This window comes from Streptococcus cristatus (assembly GCF_003943465.1).
In the GTDB taxonomy this organism is placed as follows: domain Bacteria; phylum Bacillota; class Bacilli; order Lactobacillales; family Streptococcaceae; genus Streptococcus; species Streptococcus cristatus_C.
Window position 1 is genome coordinate 431,282 of the sequence record NZ_RJPR01000001.1, and the last position, 17,789, is coordinate 449,070.

16 protein-coding genes and 1 pseudogene are annotated in these 17,789 nt (G+C 38.1%); 16 read left to right on the forward strand and 1 reads right to left on the reverse strand.

What is annotated here, in order from left to right; all coding sequences use genetic code 11:
* Positions 1-172: 172 nt before the first annotated feature.
* The 5 genes from htrA to D8793_RS02375 all read left to right on the forward strand — a co-directional run bounded on the left by htrA (position 173) and on the right by D8793_RS02375 (position 5,393).
* Entirely contained in the window at positions 173-1,351 is a 1,179-nt protein-coding gene (gene htrA, locus D8793_RS02355) for a serine protease HtrA (protein ID WP_125372363.1), read from the forward strand.
* A 62-nt stretch (positions 1,352-1,413) separates the two neighbouring features.
* Positions 1,414-2,175 (forward strand): ParB/RepB/Spo0J family partition protein, encoded by a 762-nt coding sequence (locus D8793_RS02360; RefSeq protein WP_125372364.1) that lies wholly within the window; start codon positions 1,414-1,416, stop codon positions 2,173-2,175.
* 212 nt (positions 2,176-2,387) lie between these two features.
* Positions 2,388-3,743, forward strand: a complete 1,356-nt coding sequence (gene dnaA / locus D8793_RS02365) for a chromosomal replication initiator protein DnaA (RefSeq protein ID WP_125372365.1) — start codon at positions 2,388-2,390, stop codon at positions 3,741-3,743.
* 157 nt (positions 3,744-3,900) lie between these two features.
* Positions 3,901-5,037 carry a DNA polymerase III subunit beta gene (gene dnaN / locus D8793_RS02370; protein WP_125372366.1) on the forward strand — a complete coding sequence of 379 codons (1,137 nt, stop codon included), beginning with the start codon at positions 3,901-3,903 and terminating at the stop codon, positions 5,035-5,037.
* A gap of 161 nt (positions 5,038-5,198) precedes the next feature.
* Positions 5,199-5,393, forward strand: a complete 195-nt coding sequence (locus D8793_RS02375; protein WP_125372367.1) for a DUF951 domain-containing protein — start codon at positions 5,199-5,201, stop codon at positions 5,391-5,393.
* A gap of 241 nt (positions 5,394-5,634) precedes the next feature.
* On the opposite strand, the gene D8793_RS02385 is transcribed toward D8793_RS02375, so the two are convergent.
* The gene (locus D8793_RS02385; RefSeq protein ID WP_125372368.1) at positions 5,635-6,129 is read right to left on the reverse strand and encodes a DUF1307 domain-containing protein; all 495 of its coding nucleotides are present in this window, start codon (positions 6,127-6,129) and stop codon (positions 5,635-5,637) included.
* A gap of 166 nt (positions 6,130-6,295) precedes the next feature.
* On the opposite strand from D8793_RS02385, the gene ychF reads away from it, so the two are divergent.
* From ychF to D8793_RS12090, 11 genes and pseudogenes are all read left to right on the forward strand, one after another.
* Complete coding sequence (gene ychF / locus D8793_RS02390) at positions 6,296-7,411, forward strand: redox-regulated ATPase YchF (RefSeq protein WP_125372369.1); 1,116 nt, start codon at positions 6,296-6,298, stop codon at positions 7,409-7,411.
* A gap of 72 nt (positions 7,412-7,483) precedes the next feature.
* A complete protein-coding gene (pth, locus tag D8793_RS02395; protein ID WP_125372370.1) occupies positions 7,484-8,053 on the forward strand; it encodes an aminoacyl-tRNA hydrolase in 570 nt (189 codons plus the stop codon).
* The gene (mfd, locus tag D8793_RS02400; RefSeq protein ID WP_125372371.1) at positions 8,046-11,540 is read left to right on the forward strand and encodes a transcription-repair coupling factor; all 3,495 of its coding nucleotides are present in this window, start codon (positions 8,046-8,048) and stop codon (positions 11,538-11,540) included. The genes pth and mfd overlap by 8 nt, the downstream gene beginning before the upstream one ends.
* An 88-nt stretch (positions 11,541-11,628) precedes the next feature.
* Positions 11,629-11,895, forward strand: coding sequence for an RNA-binding S4 domain-containing protein (locus D8793_RS02405; protein WP_125372372.1), 267 nt, complete (start codon positions 11,629-11,631; stop codon positions 11,893-11,895).
* Entirely contained in the window at positions 11,888-12,256 is a 369-nt protein-coding gene (locus D8793_RS02410; protein ID WP_045499867.1) for an FtsB family cell division protein, read from the forward strand. Before D8793_RS02405 ends, D8793_RS02410 begins: the two co-directional genes overlap by 8 nt.
* 2 nt (positions 12,257-12,258) lie before the next feature.
* Positions 12,259-12,387, forward strand: coding sequence for an SP_0009 family protein (locus D8793_RS12085; RefSeq protein ID WP_125372373.1), 129 nt, complete (start codon positions 12,259-12,261; stop codon positions 12,385-12,387).
* The gene (locus tag D8793_RS02420) at positions 12,380-13,663 is read left to right on the forward strand and encodes a serine hydrolase (protein ID WP_125372374.1); all 1,284 of its coding nucleotides are present in this window, start codon (positions 12,380-12,382) and stop codon (positions 13,661-13,663) included. Before D8793_RS12085 ends, D8793_RS02420 begins: the two co-directional genes overlap by 8 nt.
* Positions 13,660-14,934 carry a tRNA lysidine(34) synthetase TilS gene (gene tilS / locus D8793_RS02425; protein WP_125372375.1) on the forward strand — a complete coding sequence of 425 codons (1,275 nt, stop codon included), beginning with the start codon at positions 13,660-13,662 and terminating at the stop codon, positions 14,932-14,934. The genes D8793_RS02420 and tilS overlap by 4 nt, the downstream gene beginning before the upstream one ends.
* 8 nt (positions 14,935-14,942) lie before the next feature.
* Positions 14,943-15,485 carry a hypoxanthine phosphoribosyltransferase gene (gene hpt, locus D8793_RS02430; protein WP_045499858.1) on the forward strand — a complete coding sequence of 181 codons (543 nt, stop codon included), beginning with the start codon at positions 14,943-14,945 and terminating at the stop codon, positions 15,483-15,485.
* Positions 15,486-15,502: 17 nt separating this feature from the next.
* Entirely contained in the window at positions 15,503-17,470 is a 1,968-nt protein-coding gene (gene ftsH, locus D8793_RS02435; RefSeq protein ID WP_048765822.1) for an ATP-dependent zinc metalloprotease FtsH, read from the forward strand.
* A 215-nt stretch (positions 17,471-17,685) separates the two neighbouring features.
* Positions 17,686-17,789: pseudogene (locus tag D8793_RS12090) on the forward strand (sigma-70 family RNA polymerase sigma factor); the annotation flags it as partial.

Sequence of the window (17,789 nt, forward strand, 5' to 3'; positions counted from 1 at the left end):
CACATTTTATTCACATCAGTTTTTTATGGAAAACTGGTTGAATCTATGTATTTTCTAACCTCTATCAACATTTTTTATAAGTTTTCCACAACTTGTGGAAAACTTGTGGATTTTAAGTTATAATTAAGAATAGATTTCTATAATTTCATCAATTGTAATCAAGGAGGAAAATATGAAAAACGCTTCAAATTTCTTTAAAAAATCTTTTTTGCTTTTTATTGTTTTAGTTGTAGGATTTATTGGCGGAAGCCTAGGAAATTTAGCCACCGCATTTGTTAATAATAAAATGGCTAATCTTGGTTCTTCAAATTCAAAGACTACTGTATCAACGTCTTATAAAAACACAACCGACACCACAAAGGCTGTAAAAAAGGTGCAAAATGCAGTTGTATCAGTAATTACTTATACAGGTTCTAATCAAGAAGGAGTGATCAATAATGAATCGACCAGTGATCCTCAAGTAGCTAGTGAGGGATCAGGTGTTATTTATAAGAAGGAAGGAAAATATGCCTACCTTGTTACCAATACTCACGTGCTAAATGGAGCAAAAAATCCTGATATTCTACTAGCAGATGGTAGTAAGGTTCCTGGTGAAGTAGTGGGATCAGATGTTTATTCTGATATTTCTGTAGTAAGAATCAGCTCTGAAAAGGTCAAAGATGTAGCTGAATTTGGAGATTCCAACTCCCTGACAGTAGGAGAAACTGCTATTGCTATCGGAAGCCCTCTCGGAACAGAATACGCTAACTCTGTTACACAAGGAATCATCTCTAGTTTGGGTAGAAATGTAACCTTGCAATCTGAAGACGGCCAAAATATTTCGACGACTGCCTTGCAAACAGATGCTGCTATCAACCCTGGTAACTCTGGTGGCCCACTCATCAATATCCAAGGGCAAGTTATTGGTATTACGTCCAGCAAAATCTCTCACAATGGTCAAACTGCTGTAGAAGGCATGGGCTTTGCAATTCCATCAAACGATGTTGTCAATATTATCAAGCAACTAGAGAAAAATGGAACAGTGACTCGTCCTGCTCTGGGTATCCAAATGCTCGATTTATCTAATATCGCCACTTCTGACTTAGCAAAATTACGTCTGCCTTCATCTGTAAAATCAGGTATCCTTGTCCGCTCTGTACAAGAAGGAATGCCTGCTGAAAATAAACTTCAGAAATACGACGTCATCACAAAAGTTGACGATAAGGATGTCGAGTCAACCAGTGATTTACAATCTGCTCTCTACAGACACTCTCTAGGAGATGAGTTAAAAGTGACTTACTTTAGAGATGGTAAAGAAGCTACTACAACCATCAAATTGACAAAATCAACCCAGGACTTAAGTAACAACTAAGCCTTTACATAATTGTCAACACACCTTTACACGATCGTAAAGGTGTGTTATGCTATATACAAATGGAAAATTATCAATACATACCACTAAAAGACATTCGAACAAATCCTTATCAGCCTAGAAAAAGCTTTTCTCAAGAGAAAATAAATGAATTGGCAGCTTCTATTAAAGAGAATGGAATTATCCAGCCCATTATTTTGAGAAAATCTTCCTTATTTGGTTACGAAATTTTAGCAGGTGAAAGACGATTCAGAGCTGCTAAGATTGCTGGCTTAGAAAACATTCCTGCCCTTATTAAAGACCTATCTGACGATGACATGATGAAGCAGGCCATCATCGAGAATTTGCAAAGGGAGGACCTCAATCCGATCGAAGAAGCGGAATCCTATCAGCATCTGATTGAGAAAGGTCTGACCCATGAAGAAATTGCAAGAATTATGGGAAAATCTCGGCCTTACATCAGTAATCTTGTCCGCTTGTTACAGCTACCAGATTTTATGCTGGACGCTGTCAAAGAGGAAATGATTTCGCAAGGGCATGCTCGTCTCCTCATCCCACTAAAAAAGGAAGAACAAGTCTTTTGGCTGGACAAAATCATTCAAGATAATTTATCCGTTCGTGCTCTCGAACTTTCATTACAAAAGACCAAGAAGTCAAAGACTAGGAAGAACAAAGAGATTTTTGCCCATTCAGAAGAAGAAAAATTAAAAAAAATCCTTGGACTCAATGTCTCCATTCAATTAAAAAATCCTTCAAAAGGAAAGATCATTATTCCTTTTGAAAACGAGGAAGAGTATCAAAGAATTATAAACAGCCTGAAATAGGGCTGTTATTTTCTTTTGTCAAACTAACAGACTTTTCCACCTTTAAAAGTAGCTTAAAATGTTGAAAAATAAGGATTTTACATGTAATTCACAAACTGTGGATAAGTTTTATAAACATTGTTAATTTTTCTCCACAAGTTGTGGAAAACTTAACCTTTTTATGTTAAAATGGGAGTCGACATAGAGAATAATTTTTTGAAAAGGAGGAGGCAATGACCAAAGAGCAAGAATTTTGGCGAAGAATTTTAGAACTTTCAGCTGCTCAACTAAAACAGACAACCTATGATTTTTTTGTTGCAGAAGCAAAATTGATAGCCATTGAAAATAACCAGGCCACTATCTTTCTGGATAGCCCAGTCAAACAGTTATTTTGGGAACAAAACTTAGTAGGCGTTATTCTTACAGCTGGCTTTGAAATTTTCAACGATCAAATCACGGCCAAATACGTCTTTGAAGAAGCAGGACATGACAGTATTTCTAAATATCAGCTGGAAGAAGTTCCTGAAAAAACTCCATTTCGGCCAAGTTTGCCGCCAATTGATACTGGATTAAAAGCTAAATATACATTTGATAATTTTGTACAAGGGGACGGAAATATCTGGGCTAAAGCAGCAGCCTTGGCTGTGTCTGAAAATCTAGCAACTACCTATAATCCACTATTTATCTATGGCGGACCAGGTCTAGGAAAAACCCACTTACTGAATGCTATTGGCAATCAAATTTTAGAAAATATTCCTGATGCGCGTGTAAAGTATATTCCAGCGGAAACCTTTATCAATGACTTTCTGGAGCATCTGAGGCTCGGCGACATGGATAATTTCAAAAAGATCTATCGGAGCTTGGATTTGCTCTTGATTGATGATATCCAGTCTCTTGGCGGAAAAAAAGTCTCTACCCAGGAAGAATTCTTCAATACGTTTAACGCCCTGCACGGAGATAACAAGCAGATTGTGCTGACCAGCGACCGCAGTCCAGATCATCTTGATAATTTGGAAGAACGCTTGGTCACGCGCTTCAAATGGGGCCTCACTCAAAATATTACACCACCTGATTTTGAAACGCGGATTGCCATCCTCCGAAACAAAATCGAAAATCTGGACTATATTTTCCCTAATGATACATTGGAGTACCTCGCCGGACAATTTGACTCGAATGTCCGTGACCTAGAAGGGGCGCTCAATGATATTACGCTCATTGCAAGAGTCCGCAATCTCAAGGAAATTACGATTGACATTGCTGCCGAAGCCATTCGAGCTCGCAAGCAGGATTCTAGTCAGGTAACAGTCATTCCGATTGAAAAAATCCAATCTGAGGTCGGCAATTTCTATGGCGTCAGTGTCAAGGAAATGAAGGGAAGTCGTCGAGTCCAAAATATCGTTTTAGCTAGACAGGTAGCCATGTATCTAGCCCGCGAACTAACAGACAATAGCCTACCAAAAATCGGGCGAGAATTTGGCGGCAAAGACCATACAACAGTCATTCACGCGCATGGAAAAATCAAAAATCGACTCGAAACTGACGATAGCTTGCGACTTGAAATCGAAAATATCAAAAACAAGATAAAATAAGGGTGTGGAAAAGATTGAACGAATCTAAAGTTTTTTCCACAGGTTGTGAACAAGTCTTAAAACTTGATTTTAGATACTTTGCTCCATTTTTCCACAGCTTCCACAAGAACTACTATTACTATTAACTTCATAATCATAAATAATAAAAGGAGTCCCTATGATTCACTTCTCTATTAATAAAAATTTATTCCTACAAGCTTTGAATACAACTAAAAGAGCTATCAGTACCAAAAACGCTATTCCAATTTTATCAACAGTTAAAATTGATGTAACGAAAGAAGGCATTACCTTGATTGGTTCCAATGGTCAAATTTCCATTGAAAACTTCATTTCAGTGCAAAATGAAAATGCTGGGCTCTTGATTACTTCACCAGGTTCTATCCTCCTTGAAGCAAATTTCTTTATCAATGTCATTTCTAGCTTGCCAGATATCGTGCTTGATTTCAAAGAAATTGAGCAAAAACAAATCGTCCTTACCAGCGGCAAGTCAGAAATTACACTAAAAGGAAAAGATGCAGATCAATATCCACGTATCCAAGAAGTCTCTACTAGCAATCCTTTGTTTCTAGAAACAAAAGTCCTTAAAAATATCATCAATGAGACAGCTTTTGCTGCTAGCACGCAAGAAAGCCGTCCTATTTTGACGGGTGTTCATTTTGTTTTGACAGATAACCAATCCCTCAAAACAGTTGCGACAGACTCTCACCGGATGAGCCAAAAGAAAATTACTTTGGACAAGAAGGGTGACGACTTTGACGTGGTGATACCTAGCCGTTCTCTGCGTGAATTTACGGCTGTTTTCACAGATGAAATTGAAGCAGTAGAAGTTTTCTTTGCAAATAATCAACTTCTCTTTAGAAGTGAAAATATCAGCTTCTATACACGCCTACTGGAAGGAAACTATCCTGACACAGACCGCCTGATTCCTACAGAATTTTCAAGCGTTGTGACCTTTAATACCAATAATTTACGTCATGCCATGGAACGGTCTCGTCTTCTGTCCAATGCGACTCAAAACGGAACAGTGAAACTAGAAATTGTGAAAGGCATTGTCAGCGCTCATGTCCATTCACCAGAAGTTGGGCGCGTGAATGAAGAAATTGATACAGAAAGTGTGTCAGGAGAAGATTTGACCATCAGCTTTAATCCTACCTACCTGATCGAAGCGCTAAAGGCAGTCGATAGTGAGAAGGTGACCATTAGCTTTATTTCAGCTGTTCGGCCTTTCACCTTGGTGCCAAGCGAAGATGCTGAAAACTTTATCCAGCTGATTACGCCAGTCCGTACCAATTAGAAGATAAGATTTAAGACAAGGCTGATTCGATCCGCCTTGTCTTATTTTGATCATTTACAAGCCAGCTGACTCTAAACTTGTGGTATAATACAGCTAGGGTTGAGAGAAGCGCCAATCTGTATTTCTAAGATAATAAAAAAAGATTGTCAAAAGGAGAGAAGATGTACGAACTTGGAACTTTTGTAGAAATGAAAAAGCCTCATGCCTGTACCATTAAGTCGACGGGCAAGAAGGCTAATTGTTGGGAAGTCGTCCGCATGGGAGCAGATATCAAGATTCGCTGCAGCAACTGCGAACACGTTGTCATGATGAGCAGATATGATTTTGAAAGAAAAATGAAGAAGGTCATTGAATAGTCCATATTTTAGACTTAGCTTGATTTTGAATGAGCTACCTCATCAACAAAGAACGAGAGTGGGACAGAAATCGGTAATTCGTTAGAATTCGATTTCGTCGTCCCACCTCCGCACAGTTGAGTAGGGCTGTAAAAGCTGATGAAATCAGCGTAATAGAGCCCACTCAACCACTGCGTCTTGCTCGACAATCCAAAGACAATTTAGAGGCTAGGACTTTTGTCCCAGCCTCGTTTTTCTGCTTTTATTTAAGTTCTTCAAATTTGCCGTCTTTGACTTCTTTATAACCAGAAGCTTCAAGAGATTTTACCGTTTCTTTATAACTGATATAATTAGCTTTTTGGTCTCCATCTGTTTGGATAAGTTGCTTGCTTTTCAGTTCTGAAATATCTGCCTTGCTAAAATCCATCGTCATCTTTTGCGTCAAATGATCGTCTTTATACTCGATTTTATTAGTAAGTCCTTTAATATTTTCCAGCGTTTGCATGTAGCCTCCAATTTGTTCTTTGGCGGTATCTTTTGTCAATCCGATGGGCTCATAATAGAAAACATTGCTGGTTTCATTGTTCAGTAAATCATCGCCCTTGTACTCAAGAGTGATCCGACTGTCTTGCTTGGTCTTTTGGTCAATCAACTGAAAATAGGCTTTTTTAGGACTGCTACTGCAGGCAGCTAAAAAAAGTAAAGTAAACATGGTCAAGAAAGAAAGAACAAAAGTTTTCATTGTCATTTTTTTCATGGCTAACTCCTTTTATCAAAATATTAACTATATTATATCATTTTTTACAGAAAATATTTTTTATTTCTATCCCGAAAGCAGGAAATTTTTCATTCAAATCCGCTGTTTAGGATAAGGATTTATGGTATAATGGTTTGGATTGAAAAGATGAATGGAGAAGATACGAATGGCTTTAACAGCAGGGATTGTGGGACTGCCTAATGTTGGCAAGTCAACTTTATTTAATGCAATTACAAAAGTAGGGGCAGAAGCTGCTAACTACCCTTTTGCGACCATTGATCCAAATGTCGGTCGGGTAGAGGTGCCAGATGCTCGTTTGGACAAACTAACAGAATTGATTAAACCTCAAAAGAAGGTTCCTACTACATTTGAGTTTACAGATATTGCAGGTATTGTAAAGGGAGCTTCAAAAGGAGAAGGTCTGGGAAATAAATTCTTGGCCAATATCCGTGAAGTGGATGCTATCGTCCATGTAGTCCGTGCCTTTGATGATGAAAATGTCATGCGGGAACAGGGCCGTGAGTCTGACTTCGTCGACCCTATGGCTGATATTGAGACCATTAATCTGGAGCTCATTTTGGCCGATCTGGAAAGCATTAATAAACGCTATGCGCGTGTTGAGAAAATGGCCCGTACTCAGAAAGACAAAGACTCAGTTGCAGAATTTAATGTTTTGCAGAAAATCAAGCCTGTTCTGGAAGATGGTCTGTCGGCTCGGACAGTTGAGTTTACAGAAGAAGAGCAAAAAATCGTCAAAGGTCTCTTTCTTTTAACGACTAAGCCAGTACTTTATGTGGCCAATGTAGGTGAAGATGAAGTGGCAGATCCAGACAATATTGACTATGTGAAGCAGATTCGTGCATTTGCAGCTACAGAAAATGCTGAAGTTGTTGTCATCTCAGCGCGTGCCGAGGAAGAAATTTCTGAACTGGATGATGAAGACAAGGCAGAATTTTTGGAAGCTATTGGCTTGACAGAGTCAGGTGTAGACAAATTGACACGAGCAGCCTATCATTTGTTGGGACTTGGAACCTACTTTACCGCTGGTGAAAAGGAAGTCCGGGCTTGGACCTTTAAGCGTGGTATGAAAGCTCCTCAAGCAGCTGGCATCATTCACTCAGACTTTGAGAAAGGTTTCATCCGTGCAGTGACGATGTCTTATGATGATTTGGTAAAATATGGATCTGAAAAGGCTGTAAAAGAAGCTGGACGCTTGCGTGAAGAAGGAAAAGAATATATCGTTCAAGATGGCGATATTATGGAATTCCGCTTTAACGTGTAAATTAAGTGTAAATTTAAAATACATAGGTTGGAAAGAAATTTCCAGCCCTTTTGGCTTTTATAAAGGAGTAAAATGACAAAATTAATTGTTGGATTGGGAAATCCAGGAGATAAATATTTCGAAACCAAACATAATGTAGGTTTTATGTTAGTTGACAAGATGTGTAAAGAATTAAATCTAAAGTTTACATCAGATAAGATTTTTCAAGCAGAGATTACTTCAACTTTCTTGAATGGAGAAAAAGTCTATTTTGTAAAACCAACTACGTTTATGAATGAAAGTGGGAAAGCAGTCCATGCCTTGCTCACTTACTATGGCTTGGATATAGATGACTTACTCGTTATCTATGATGATTTGGATATGGAAGTTGGGAAAATTCGTCTTCGTACCAAAGGTTCAGCTGGCGGACACAATGGTATTAAGTCTATCATTAAACATATTGGAACACAGGAATTCAAGCGAGTGAAAATTGGCATTGGAAGACCTAAAAATAATATGTCAGTTATTCATCATGTGTTAGGAAAATTTGATGAGGAAGATTATATCAGTATTTTAAACACATTAGAAAAAGTTGACAGTGCTGTAAATTATTATTTACAAACTGAGAATTTTGAGCAGACCATGCAACAATACAATGGATAAGACAATGACACTACTTGATCTATTTGGTCGAAACCGACAAATTGTAGACTGGAAGAAACAATTGCAAAAGAAGACCCGTCAGTTAGTGATGGGACTTTCAGCTTCAACAAAGGCTTTAGCGATTGCCAGTAGTTTAGAAGAGCAGGATAAAATCCTAGTCATCACTTCTAGTCAAAATGAAGCAGAGCGGCTGGCTAGTGATTTGCTTTCTTTGTTGGGAGAAGAAAAGGTTTATACTTTCCTGGCAGATGATACCCCTTTGGCTGAGTTTGTTTTTTCATCGCAAGAAAAAATCTTTGCCAGATTAGAAGCCATGAAATTTTTATCAGACAAAGAGAAGAATGGGATTCTGATCATCAATGTTGCAGCCAGTCGTTTATTATTGCCCCAGCCTAATATTTTTAAACAATCTGAGCTTATTCTTTCTGTTACTGAAGAATACAACCTTGACAACCTAGTCAAGTCTTTGTCAAGTAATGGTTATAAAAAGGTTTCTCAGGTTCTCAGTCAAGGAGAGTACAGTCTGAGAGGGGATATTCTAGATATTTTTGAACGCTCGGCTCAATATCCTTATCGGATAGAATTTTTTGGCGATGAGATTGATGGTATAAGGATTTTCAATCCTGAAAATCAACTTTCTCTTGAAAATGTGGAACAGATTTTGATAGAGCCTGTTACAGATCTTCTATTAACAGAAGAAGATTATGCAAGAGGACAGAAAAATCTTGAAGCGTCCCTTTCTACGGTTGTTGATCCTTCTTTAAAATCCTATTTAGAAGAAGTATTAAGCTCTGTTAGAGAGCAATCTCATCATGCAGATATTCGTAAATTTCTTTCCTTTTTCTATCAGAAAGAATGGACCATTTTAGACTATTTGCCAACGCACACTCCTATATTTTTTGATGATTTTCAAAAGATAATGGACAAGCATGCACAGTTTGAATTAGAAGTTGCGAATATCTTGACAGATGATTTACAAAACAGTAAAGCACTGTCAAATCAACAATACTTTGCAAATAACTATCAGGACTATCGTAAATATAAACCTGCTACGTTTTTTTCCAACTTCCACAAAGGATTGGGAAATCTAAAATTTGATACACTTTATCAATTCAATCAATATCCAATGCAGGAATTTTTTAGTCAGTTTCCTCTTTTGAAAGAAGAAATCAATCGCTTTAGGAAATCGGACTATACGGTAATCTTGCAGGCAAATTCGTCCTCAAGTTTACATAAAACTTTACAGGATTATGAGATTCATTTAGATTACATCAAGGACAAAGACATCCATGAAAAAGCTGTCCAGCTCATAGAAGGAAATCTCGTTCAAGGATTTAATTTTGTAGATGAAAAAATCGTTTTGATTACTGAACATGAGATGATTCAGAAAAAAATCAAACGTAGGATTCGTCGTCAAAATATTTCTAATGCTGAAAGGCTGAAAGACTATAATGAGCTGGAAAAAGGCGATTATGTGGTTCATAATATCCACGGTATTGGTCGCTATTTAGGAATTGAAACGATTGAAGTTTCAGGAGTTCATCGGGATTATTTGACGATTCAGTATCAGAATGCGGATCGTATCTCTATTCCAGTGGATCAAATTAACCTTCTATCTAAATATGTAGCTAGCGATGGAAAAGCACCTAAAATTAACAAGCTAAATGATGGGCGTTTCCAAAAAACGAAGCAAAAAGTACAACACCAGGTTGAAGACATTGCCGATGACCTTATTAAATTATATGCAGAGCGTAGTCAATTAAAAGGTTTCCAATTTTCTAGTGACGACCAGCATCAAGTAGAGTTTGATAATGCCTTTCCATATGTGGAAACAGATGACCAGCTCAGAAGCATTCAGGAAATCAAGAAGGATATGGAGAGCGACCGTCCAATGGATCGACTCTTGGTTGGCGATGTTGGTTTTGGGAAGACAGAGGTGGCTATGAGGGCTGCTTTTAAGGCTGTCAACGATCATAAGCAGGTGGCAATCTTGGTTCCGACCACTGTTTTAGCTCAGCAACACTACACAAACTTTAAAGAACGTTTCAATGATTTTGCCGTGAATGTCGATGTTCTCAGTCGTTTTAGAAGCAAAGGGGAGCAAAAAGAGACTCTGGAAAAATTGGAAAAAGGGCAGATTGATATTATTATCGGTACTCATCGCCTTCTATCAGCAGATGTAAAATTCTCCGATTTGGGGCTATTGGTGATAGATGAAGAGCAGCGCTTCGGTGTCAAGCATAAGGAAAAGTTAAAGGAACTAAAAAAGAAGGTTGATGTGCTGACCTTGACGGCTACCCCTATTCCAAGAACCCTTCATATGTCGATGCTAGGGATTCGAGATTTATCGGTCATTGAAACACCACCGACAAATCGTTATCCAGTCCAAACTTATGTTTTAGAGAATAATAGGACGGTTATTCGGGATGCGGTTTTACGTGAAATAGACCGAGGCGGACAAGTTTACTATCTTTACAATAAAGTTGACACCATTGAGCAAAAAGTTTCAGAATTAAAAGAGTTGATTCCAGAGGCTTCAATTGGTTACGTTCATGGACAGATGACAGAGGTGCGTTTAGAAAATACCCTCTTAGACTTTGTTAATGGCGAATACGATATTTTAGTCACAACAACGATCATCGAAACTGGTGTTGATATTCCAAATGCAAATACTCTCTTTATCGAAAATGCTGATCATATGGGTCTGTCAACCTTGTATCAACTTCGTGGTCGGGTTGGCCGCAGCAATCGAATCGCTTATGCTTATCTTATGTATCGGCCAGATAAAACCCTGACTGAAGTTTCAGAAAAAAGACTAGAAGCCATTAAAGGATTTACTGAGTTAGGATCTGGATTCAAGATTGCGATGAGGGATTTGTCTATCCGCGGAGCAGGAAATATTTTAGGAAGTTCTCAGTCAGGTTTCATTGATTCTGTAGGATTTGAAATGTATTCTCAGCTTTTAGAAGAAGCCATTGCCAAGAAGCAAGGTAAGGAAACCAAGCGTCAAAAAAGCAACGCTGAAATCAATCTTCAAATTGATGCCTATCTTCCAAGTGATTATATTTCTGATGAGCGTCAGAAAATCGAGGTTTACAAGAGAATTCGTGAAATTGACAATCGTGTAAACTATGAACATCTGCAAGATGAATTGATCGATCGCTTTGGAGAATATCCGGACGTAGTGGCTTACCTACTAGAGATTGGTTTAGTTAAATCCTATCTTGATCAAGCCTTTGTGGCACTTGTTGAGCGGAAGAAAGAATCTGTCATCATTCGTTTTGAAAAAATTTCTCAGCAAATCTATCTGACCCAAGATTATTTTGAAGCCTTGTCAGCGACAAATCTAAAGGCTCGAATTGGTGAGCAACAAGGCTTGATTGAAGTCGTTTTTGATGTTCGGAATAAAAAAGATTTCGAGATTTTGGAAAACTTGCTGAACTTTGGTGAGAAACTGGTAGAAATCAAGAATCGAAAAGCTGAATAAACATTACAATTCGGTAAAATTTCAGCTTTTTAGCTTTGTTTCTTTCAAAAGAATGATAGAATATTAAGAGAAAATCGAGGAAAAGACTATGAGATTAGACAAATATTTAAAGGTATCACGTATTATCAAGCGACGCCCTGTAGCTAAAGAGGTAGCAGATAAAGGTCGTATCAAGGTAAATGGAATCCTGGCAAAAAGTTCGACAGATTTGAAAGTCAATGATCAAATTGAAGTTCGTTTTGGCAATAAGCTGTTAACAGTGCGGGTGCTAGAAATGAAAGACAGCACCAAAAAAGAAGATGCTGCTAAAATGTATGAAATTATCAGTGAGGCAAGGATTGAAGAAAATGTCTAGAAATATTGTTCAAATAAATAATCGCTTTATCCAAGATGAAAATCAGCGTCGTAGATACCTCGATGAGGAGCGTCGGAAACGAAATCGTTTTATGGGATGGGTTCTAATTTTAGTCATGCTACTTTTTATTCTTCCAGCCTATAATTTATATCAAAGTTACGAAACTTTACTTAATCGCCGTGCTCAATATGCACAACTACAAAAAAAATATGAAAAATTAGGTGAAGAAAAGAGCTATCAGTCTGATATTGCAACCAAGTTGAAAGATGACAGCTATGCTGCCAAATATGCTCGTGCCAAGTATTCTTTTTCAAAAGAAGGAGAATACATTTACACAACACCAGATTTATTACCACAATAGTCATGGAAAATTTACTTCAAAATATAGAGAAATTTTTATCTTTTTCGGATGAAAAACTAGCAGAATTATCCGAAAAGAATCAAGCTTTAAAACTTCAAGAAACAAAAAAGGAAAGGGGAGGTCATGCGTAAGTTACTTTTGCTGATATTTTTACTGCCAGCCTTATGGAGCAGTCAAACAGCAATCAGTACTGAAAAGGAACTTGTTTTAGACGAAGAAGAAAAGTATCAGCTTACAGGTACAGCTTATGGCCGTTACCATACGAGTATCCCTACAAATCCTAATGTTTATGAAGAAACGCCTATTTTTACAGATGCTACTTTGACTAAGGTAGCTGGGAAACTTCTGCCGGATCAGCCACTACAACTGACAGAGTTGCACGTGAATGAAGCTGGGATTCCTATCTTTAAATTAAAGAATGGCCAGTTTGTAATTGCAGATAAGAATAGCATCTATGAGGACACGGTTCAGTCTATCACAGATGTCAAACAGGACAAATGGCTGGCTCCTAACTATGTGCTCTACGATACTATCCCGATCAATTCTTCTAAAAAGATTGCAGCTAAACTACCTGCTTATAGCAAAGTAAAGGTAGTACAAATTGCTCAAACAGCTAAGGGAGAATACGCTAAAATTGAAGGTCAAGGTTGGGTTTCTGTTGATTTTCTTTCCCAAGAAGATAATCGAATGGAAAAGGTTCAGGAGCTTTTAAATTCTAAGTACAAAAGAGCTGACTTTTCTATTTATGTAAAACAGCTAGAAACGGGCAAAGAAGCAGGCATTAATCCAGATCAACAAATGTACTCAGCCAGTGTGACGAAAATTCCTTATCTTTACTATGCCCAGGAGCAATTAAACAATCATAGCCTTTCCTTGGATAAAAAGTTAAAATATACAGCGGCTGTCAATGATTTTGCAGGTGCCTATGACCCTGAGGGAAGCGGTAGTATTTCCAAATCAGCAAATGATAAGGAATATTCTGTGCAGGACTTAATCAATGGAGTAGCAAAAGAGTCGGATAATGTGGCCCACAATATCCTCGCCTATTATACAAGCAATCAATCTGATAGCCAATTTCAAAATACTATTGAAAAAATTGCGGGTAAAAAGTGGGATGTGGAGAGCAGACAAGCCTCGGCTCGAATGGCAGGAAATGTTATGGAAGCCATTTATAAACAAAATGGCATGATTATCGATGCTTTATCTCAGACAAATTATGATAATCAGCGAATTTCTAAAAATATCAATGTAAAAGTTGCCCATAAAATTGGTGATGCTTATGACTTCAAGCATGATGTCGCTATTGTGTATACGGATTCGCCATTTATCATTGCTATTCTTACGAATAATTCGGATTACGATACAATTTCTAAAATCGCGGATGATGTGTACGGAGTTCTGAAATGATCGATCAGAAGTTTCGCAAACAAATGCAGGAAAAGCGGTATTTTCAAAATCATCAGAAAGTGCTGGTAGCAGTTTCTGGTGGCTTGGATTCGATGACCTTGTTCCATCTTTTGTACCAGAACAGGGAAGAATTAGAGATTGAGCTGGGGATAGTGCATGTCAACCACAAGCAACGTCCAGAGTCAAATATGGAAGAAAAAGAGCTGTCAAATTTTGCCCAGCAACTTGGTGTGAAATTTTTCAGCTCAAATTTTTCAGGTGATTTTTCTGAGGAAAAAGCTCGGCAATTTCGCTATCGTTTTTTTGAAGAAATCATGTTGGCAGAAGGCTACACGGCCTTGGTAACGGCTCACCATGCTGATGATCAGGCCGAGACGGTGTTTATGAGGTTAATAAGAGGAGCAAGGCTACGCCACTTGTCTGGAATGACCGAGGTTCAACCCTTTGCAAATGGCGAATTAATCCGACCTCTGCTTCATTTTCATAAGCAAGATTTCCCTGATATTTTGCATTTTGAAGATAAGAGCAATCTTCAAAATGACTATCTCAGAAATCGTATTCGCAATCTTTATCTTCCAAGTCTTGAAAAAGAAAATCCACGCTTTAAGGATTCACTGATTTCTTTGGGGAAAGAAGTTGAGAACTTACAGACAGCTCTGTCTCATATGACGCAGGGATTGGACATTACAAATCTTGAAGTGTTTGAGCGGCAAATTCCAGAAGTGCAAAATTTTCTCCTGCAGGAATATTTAAAGAAATTTCCTTCATTAAATATAAATAAAAAGCAATTTGAAGAAATCTTAGGAATCTTACGAACCAAGGCTAATTACATCCACCCTTTAAAGGATGGATATGAGTTGGTGAAAGATTATAAGCATTTTGAAATCAGAAAAATCAGTCGTAAGTCTGATTTGAAAGTGGACTCAATTCTGTTAGAATGTGGTAATCAACTTCAATTTGGGGACTATCAATTCTCATTTGGCACTCCTTTGGAGGGTGAAAATGTTCAAGCGATTGCAGTTTCACGTGAAACACCACTTCTTTTACGTCACAGGAAAATAGGTGATTGTCTTCGTTTGAAAGGACATCACAAAAAACTTCGTCGACTATTCATTGATCAAAAAATTCCATTTGAAGAACGCGAAAAAGCGATTATTGTGGAGCAAAATCAGCAGATCTTGGCAATTGTAAATATCGCTATCAGTGATTTGAGTAAGGAATTAAAAAGTGATATAATGAGTACTGTACTTTATATTCAGAAAATTAGATAGGTAAAATTATGCTAGAACAAGATATTAAAAAAGTATTGGTTTCTCATGAGGAAATCGTAGCAGCGGCAAAAAAATTGGGGCAACAGCTGACCGTAGATTATCAAGGTAAAAAGCCTATTTTTGTAGGAATTTTGAAGGGTTCGGTTCCTTTTATGGCCGAATTAATCAAACACGTGGATACAGATATCGAATTAGATTTTATGCTGGTGTCTAGTTACCATGGCGGTACAACTAGTAGTGGCGTGATTAATATTATCAAAGATATTGATCAAGATATTACGGGTCGTGATATTCTTTTTGTCGAAGATATTATCGATACTGGCCAAACTTTGAAGAATTTGTGTAACTTGTTCAAAGAAAGAAATGCAGCATCTGTAAAAATTGCTACGTTGTTGGATAAGCCAGAAGGACGCATTGTTGACATTGAGGCAGACTATACTTGCTTTACAATTCCAAATGAATTTGTAGTAGGTTACGGACTAGATTATGATGAGTATTATCGCAATCTTCCTTATGTAGGTGTTTTGAAAGAAGAAGTTTATACAAAATAAAGGTTTACTAGATATAAATGAAAAATAAACAAAATAATGGTTTTATAAAAAATCCTTTTCTCTATATTCTAATTATTGTAGTCCTTGTTACAGGTTTTCAGTATTTCTTTACAGGAAGTGCGACAGGTCGTAGCCAGCAAATCAACTACAGCCAATTAGTAAAAGAAATCCAAAATAATAATGTTACAGAGATGAGCTACCAGCCAAATGGTAGTATTATCGAGGTATCAGGTACTTACAAAAAACCTAAAGAATCAAAAGATACGACAGGAATCCTGTTTTTCAGTCCGGAAATCTCAAAAGTTAGCAGATTTACTAGTGTTGTTTTGCCATCAGATACAACAGTTTCTGATTTGCAAAAGCTAGCTGCTGAGCATGAGACAGAAGTAACTATTAAGCGTGAAAGCTCCAGTGGAATGTGGATTAATCTTTTGATTTCCTTGGTTCCATTTATCATCATCGCCTTCATCTTTATGTCTATGATGAATCAAGGCGGTGGCGGTGCTCGTGGTGCTATGAATTTTGGACGCAACAAAGCTCGTGCGGCCAATAAAGAAGATATCAAAGTACGCTTCTCAGATGTCGCTGGTGCAGAAGAGGAAAAACAAGAACTTGTTGAAGTTGTTGAATTCCTGAAAGATCCAAAACGTTATACTAAGCTGGGTGCTCGTATTCCAGCAGGTGTCCTTCTTGAGGGTCCTCCGGGGACTGGTAAGACCTTGCTTGCCAAGGCAGTTGCTGGTGAAGCAGGTGTTCCTTTCTTCAGCATCTCAGGTTCTGACTTTGTTGAAATGTTCGTTGGTGTCGGAGCAAGCCGTGTTCGTTCTCTATTTGAAGATGCGAAAAAAGCGGCTCCTGCTATTATCTTCATCGATGAAATTGATGCCGTCGGTCGTCAGCGTGGTGTTGGACTTGGCGGTGGTAACGATGAGCGGGAGCAAACTCTTAATCAGCTCTTGATTGAAATGGATGGTTTTGAAGGCAATGAAGGAATCATTATCATTGCGGCTACTAACCGTTCGGATGTTCTTGACCCAGCTCTTCTACGTCCAGGTCGTTTTGACAGAAAAGTTTTAGTTGGTCGTCCTGATGTGAAAGGTCGGGAAGCTATTCTTCGCGTTCATGCTAAGAATAAACCGCTGGCTAAGAACGTTGATTTGAAACTAGTTGCTCAGCAGACGCCTGGCTTTGTTGGTGCTGATTTGGAAAATGTCTTGAATGAAGCAGCTCTAGTTGCAGCTCGTCGTAACAAAAAAGTCATCGATGCAGATGATATTGATGAAGCTGAAGACAGAGTGATTGCAGGACCGTCTAAAAAAGATAAAACTGTTTCAGAGCGTGATCGTCAGATTGTCGCTTACCATGAAGCGGGGCATACGATTGTTGGACTTGTTTTGTCCAATGCGCGTGTCGTACACAAGGTAACCATTGTGCCTCGTGGTCGTGCTGGCGGATATATGATTGCCCTGCCTAAAGAAGACCAAATGCTTCTGTCTAAAGAAGATATGAAAGAGCAATTGGCTGGTCTCATGGGTGGTCGTGTAGCTGAAGAGATTATCTTTAATGTCCAAACTACAGGAGCTTCCAATGACTTTGAACAAGCTACACAAATGGCGCGTGCAATGGTCACTGAGTACGGTATGAGTGAAAAACTTGGCCCAGTCCAATACGAAGGTAACCATGCTATGTTTGGTGCACAAAGTCCTCAAAAATCAATTTCAGAGCAAACAGCCTATGAGATTGATGAGGAAGTTCGTTCATTACTAAATGAAGCACGAAACAAAGCAGCTGAGATTATTCAAGCAAATCGTGAAACCCATAAATTGATTGCAGAAGCATTACTTAAATATGAAACGCTTGATAGCACCCAAATTAAATCTCTCTATGAAACAGGTCATATGCCAGAAGAGTCTGAAAAAGACTTGGAACGAGAAGCACATGCCCTTTCCTATGATGAAATAAAATCCAAAATGGAAGAAAATTAAGAGATGCTTTTCTTAATTAAATAGCTTGATTACCAATTGTGTAATCAAGCTATTTTTTATTCTTTAAAGCCTAATATGTCTTAAAAAGTCCCTGAGATGTCATAGATATTTTTGTTAGGTACCAGTTGGGGTATAAAATAGACAGGATAGGGACAGGAGGCCTGAGGGAAGATTTTTTCTTGTAGAATCATATTATCAAAGAAAAAGGAGATAACATGAACTTCAAGGAACGCTATGAGAAAGTGCAGTGGATCGTCCGGCGCTGTGCACGAGATTATTATGTACATTTATGGGAGAGTAGTGACTGGGAACAAGAGGG